The sequence below is a fragment of the Micromonospora sp. NPDC052213 genome (genome assembly GCF_040679695.1).
Classification (GTDB): domain Bacteria; phylum Actinomycetota; class Actinomycetes; order Mycobacteriales; family Micromonosporaceae; genus Micromonospora.
The window spans coordinates 1-3,491 of the sequence record NZ_JBFAVI010000305.1; the positions used below are offsets into that span (position 1 = coordinate 1).

6 protein-coding genes and 1 pseudogene are annotated in these 3,491 nt (G+C 76.4%); 5 read left to right on the forward strand and 2 right to left on the reverse strand.

Translation table 11 applies throughout. The annotated features are described in order from the left end of the window. The 4 genes from AB0L34_RS33320 to AB0L34_RS33335 form a co-directional block, all read left to right on the forward strand. On the forward strand, positions 1-434 hold a 434-nt coding region (locus AB0L34_RS33320), incomplete at its 5' end, for a SelB C-terminal domain-containing protein (protein WP_363709603.1). Between the two features lie 40 nt (positions 435-474). Next, a complete protein-coding gene (locus AB0L34_RS33325; protein WP_350687479.1) occupies positions 475-672 on the forward strand; it encodes a hypothetical protein in 198 nt (65 codons plus the stop codon). A gap of 1 nt (position 673) precedes the next feature. Next, on the forward strand, positions 674-1,951 hold the full coding sequence (locus tag AB0L34_RS33330; protein ID WP_363709605.1) for a hemolysin family protein: 1,278 nt from the start codon (positions 674-676) through the stop codon (positions 1,949-1,951). A 75-nt stretch (positions 1,952-2,026) separates the two neighbouring features. After that, on the forward strand, positions 2,027-2,212 hold the full coding sequence (locus AB0L34_RS33335) for a hypothetical protein (protein ID WP_357697469.1): 186 nt from the start codon (positions 2,027-2,029) through the stop codon (positions 2,210-2,212). 7 nt (positions 2,213-2,219) lie between these two features. Here AB0L34_RS33335 and AB0L34_RS33340 read toward each other — a convergent pair whose 3' ends face one another. After that, complete coding sequence (locus tag AB0L34_RS33340) at positions 2,220-2,870, reverse strand: hypothetical protein (RefSeq protein ID WP_357461887.1); 651 nt, start codon at positions 2,868-2,870, stop codon at positions 2,220-2,222. A 121-nt stretch (positions 2,871-2,991) separates the two neighbouring features. Here AB0L34_RS33340 and AB0L34_RS33345 point away from each other — a divergent pair, with 121 nt between their 5' ends. After that, a complete protein-coding gene (locus AB0L34_RS33345; RefSeq protein ID WP_363709607.1) occupies positions 2,992-3,195 on the forward strand; it encodes a hypothetical protein in 204 nt (67 codons plus the stop codon). Here the strand turns inward: AB0L34_RS33345 and AB0L34_RS33350 are convergent. After that, positions 3,192-3,491: pseudogene (locus tag AB0L34_RS33350) on the reverse strand (hypothetical protein); the annotation flags it as partial. The gene AB0L34_RS33345 and the pseudogene AB0L34_RS33350 overlap by 4 nt on opposite strands.

Sequence of the window (3,491 nt, forward strand, 5' to 3'; positions counted from 1 at the left end):
TGGTCGAGGCGCTGGTCCGGCCGCCGCTGCGGCTGCACGCCGGCCGGGTCACCGCGGCCGCCGCCGACGCGCTGCCGGAGCCGGTGGCCCGCGCCGTCGCCCGGGTCCGCGCCGAGTACGCCGACCGCCCGTTCCGGGCCCCGGAGGCCGAGCGCTTGGCGGAGCTGGGTCTGGGGCCCCGGGAGATCGGCGCGGCGGTGCGGGCCGGTGCGCTGCTGCGGGTCGCCGAGAACGTGGTGCTGCTGCCCGGCGCGGTCGACGAGGCCGTACGGGTGCTGGCCGGGCTGCCGCAGCCGTTCACGCTCAGCGCCGCCCGGCAGGCGTTGGACACCACCCGCCGCGTCGCCGTGCCGCTGCTGGAGCTGCTGGACCGCCGGGGCGCCACCCGGCGGCTGCCCGACGACGCCCGGGTCGTGGTCGCGGCCCCGTGCTGAAGCCGCCCCGGCGGGGCGGGCGGTCGCCTAGCGTGGCGCCATGGACCCTTCCGCGGTCTGGCGGGACAAGCAGCACAAATGGCGGATCGAGGCGTACCGCGCTCCGGACCTGCGCTTCGCGATCTTCGCGACGAACGGCACCACCGAGTCGGCGCCGCTGTGGCTGTTCGGGATGTCGGCGCTGGCGCGGTGGCTGATGACGCACAAGATCTCCCTCGACGACCTGGAGGTCGACTGACATGGGGGCACCGCTCGGGCAGCTCGCGCTGGTGGCCGTGCTGGTGCTCGTCAACGCGGCCCTGTCGGGCAGCGAGATGGCGCTCGTGACGCTGCGCGAGGGGCAGGTGCGGCAGCTGGGTCGGCGCAGCCGTTCGGGGGAGCGGCTGGCACGGCTGGTCCGCGACCCCAACCGCTACCTGGCCACCATCCAGCTCGGCATCACCCTCGCCGGGTTCCTCGCCTCCGCCGCCGCCGCGGTCTCGCTGGCCGAGCCGCTGGTCGGGCCGCTGGGTTTCCTCGGCGAGGCCGCGCGGGGCGCCGCGGTCGTCCTGGTCACCGTGCTGCTCACCTTCGTCACCCTGGTCGTCGGCGAGCTGGCGCCGAAGCGGCTGGCGATGCAGCGCGCGGAGCGGTGGGGGCTGCTCAGCGCCGGCCCGCTGGACCTGCTGGCCCGGGTGTCCCGACCGGCGGTCTGGTTGCTGAGCAAGGCCACCGACGTGGTGGTGCGGCTCGCCGGCGGGGACCCGCGGGCCAGTCGTACGGAGATGACCGAGGAGGAGTTGCGGGAGATCGTGGTCAGCCAGCGGGGCCTGTCCGCGCAGCAGCGGGAGATCCTCACCGGAGCGTTCGACATCGCCGGCCGGACGCTGCGGGAGATCCTCGTCCCCCGGCTGGAGGTGACCGCGCTCCCCGCGACCCTGCCCTCCGACGAGGGGCTGCGCCGGCTCGCCGCCGCCGGCCGGTCCCGTGCCCCCGTCGTCGGGCCCGGGGGGCTGGACGACGTGCGCGGCGTGGTGCACATCCGGGACCTCGTCGCGGCGGGCGCGGCGGCGGTCGGCGACCGGGCGCGCCCGCCGCTGCTGCTGCCCGGCACCCTGCCGGTGTCCGACGCGCTGCGCCGGCTGCGGCTGTGCCACCAGCAGCTCGCCTTGGTCGTCGACGAGCACGGCGGGGTCGACGGCCTGGTGACCCTGGAGGACCTGCTGGCGGAGGTGGTGGGGGAGCTGTACGACGAGACCGACCGGGACGTGACCGGGGTGGCCCGGGAACCGGACGGCTCGCTGCTGCTGCCCGGCGACTTCCCGTTGCACGACCTGGCCGATGTCGGGGTGCGGCTGCACTTCCGGCCGTCGCGGGAGTACACGACGGTGGCCGGGCTGGTGCTGGCCGGGCTGGGGCACTTGCCGACCGGGCCCGGGGAGACGGTGCATCTGCCGGGGCTGACGGTCGAGGTGGTGGAGGTGTCCGGCCGGACGATCCGCCGGGTCCGGCTGCGGGGCGCCGCCACCGGGGCCTGACCCGGGGCCGCCACGGTCGGGTGAATCCGGACGAACCGGCCACGTCGGGCCTGGGGCGGGCGTACCGTCCGGTACGTGAAGGACCGAGGGATGCGGACGTTCGTCACCGTGCTGGCCGGGCTCGCGGTGATCTACTTCGGCACCACCGGCCGCAGCGAGGAGGACGGTCGCGGCGTGTCGGGCGGGCTCGTGGTGCTCGCGCTGCTGGCGGCGCTGCTGGTGTGGAACCTGACGAAGCCGGGCGACAAGCCGGTCAAGTGAGCCTGCCTCACCGCCCGGCGGCGCGGGTGACCTCGCCGGCGGACTCCTCGCCGAGCGACACCCGCACCAGCGCCGAGGCGAGCCGGCCGAAGTCGGCCGGCTCGACCAGCCCGGCCAGCTTGTCCGGCGAGCGGGGCAGGCCGAGCCGCTCCGCGCCGGACAGGGCGCGGCGGTCGGCGTACGGGCGCAGGTCCGGCCAGACCACCTGTGCCTCGCGCAGGAAGATGTCGGCGCCGGTCGGGCCGATGCCGGGGAACTCGGTCAGCAGCCGGCGCAGCGCGGGCGGCTCGCCGTCGGCCTCGCGGTGCAGCCGGCGCAGGTCGCCCCGCCAGCGGTCCAGGCACAGCCGGGCGCCGGTGCCGAGCATCGTCGAGGTCCGCTCGTCGTAGCGGCGGTAGTGGCCCCGGCCCAGCGCGTCGACGCGGTCCTGCCAGCTCGCCGCCTCCATCGCCTGCGGGGTCCGGTATCCGGCGGCGAACAGCTCCCGGGCGGCCGACACCGCGACGCAGGCCCGGATCCTGGTGCTCAGCAGCGTGGCGAGCACCAGCAACTGGTAGAGCGGGGCGGGCCGGTCGGCGAGCCGGATGCCCGCCTCCTCGGCGTACGTGGTGCCCCGCCGGTCCAGCAGGACCCGCGCCATCCTCCGGTCGTCGCCCATCCTCGGGGTGTACCCGCTGGGCGCCGGGTCAGCCCTGCGACCGTCCGCCCGGGCCGGCATGCCACCCACGGCGCCGGGTAACCGAGGTGGGACACGGTCGAACCCCGGAAGGAGAAGACCCGTGGTGAATCCGCAGCAGGAGGAACTGCGCCGCAACGACAAGGGCGCCACCAGCCAGTACAGCAAGGTCCCGAGCCCGGGCGGCCACCCGCGCAACCGAGGCTCGTCCGGCGGCGACGAGGGCCGGCCGGTGCCCCGGGGGCAGGTCTCGCCGTACGGCCCGGCGACGGAGCCGGTCGCCGACGACGAGAGCGGCCGGGGCTAACGACCCCGGCCCGACACGGGCGGCCGCAGCCGGTTCCAGGTGGCTGCGGCCGCCATGCCGTACGCGACGTGCGGCACGATGTCGGCGACCCAGTCCGACCGGCGCCAGCGCCGCGGGTCGGTCACTCCCAGCAGGGTCATCGATCCGTCGGACATCGTCATCACGCCGCCGCCGAGCACCCCGGCCGCCAGGGGAAGCGGCATCCGACGGCCCCGGGTCAGCACGGCGTAGCCGACACCGGCGGCGATGCCCATCCCGTAGCCGAGCAGGGGCCCGAGGCCCGAGCGGCGGTTCGC

Bases quoted from the DNA above. Each gene is read 5' to 3' on its own strand.
- AB0L34_RS33325 (WP_350687479.1), top strand. From the start codon at position 475: ATGGACCCTTCCGCGGTCTGGCGGGACAAGCAGCACAAATGGCGGATC.
- AB0L34_RS33330 (WP_363709605.1), top strand. From the start codon at position 674: ATGGGGGCACCGCTCGGGCAGCTCGCGCTGGTGGCCGTGCTGGTGCTC.
- AB0L34_RS33340 (WP_357461887.1), bottom strand. From the start codon at position 2,870: ATGGGCGACGACCGGAGGATGGCGCGGGTCCTGCTGGACCGGCGGGGC.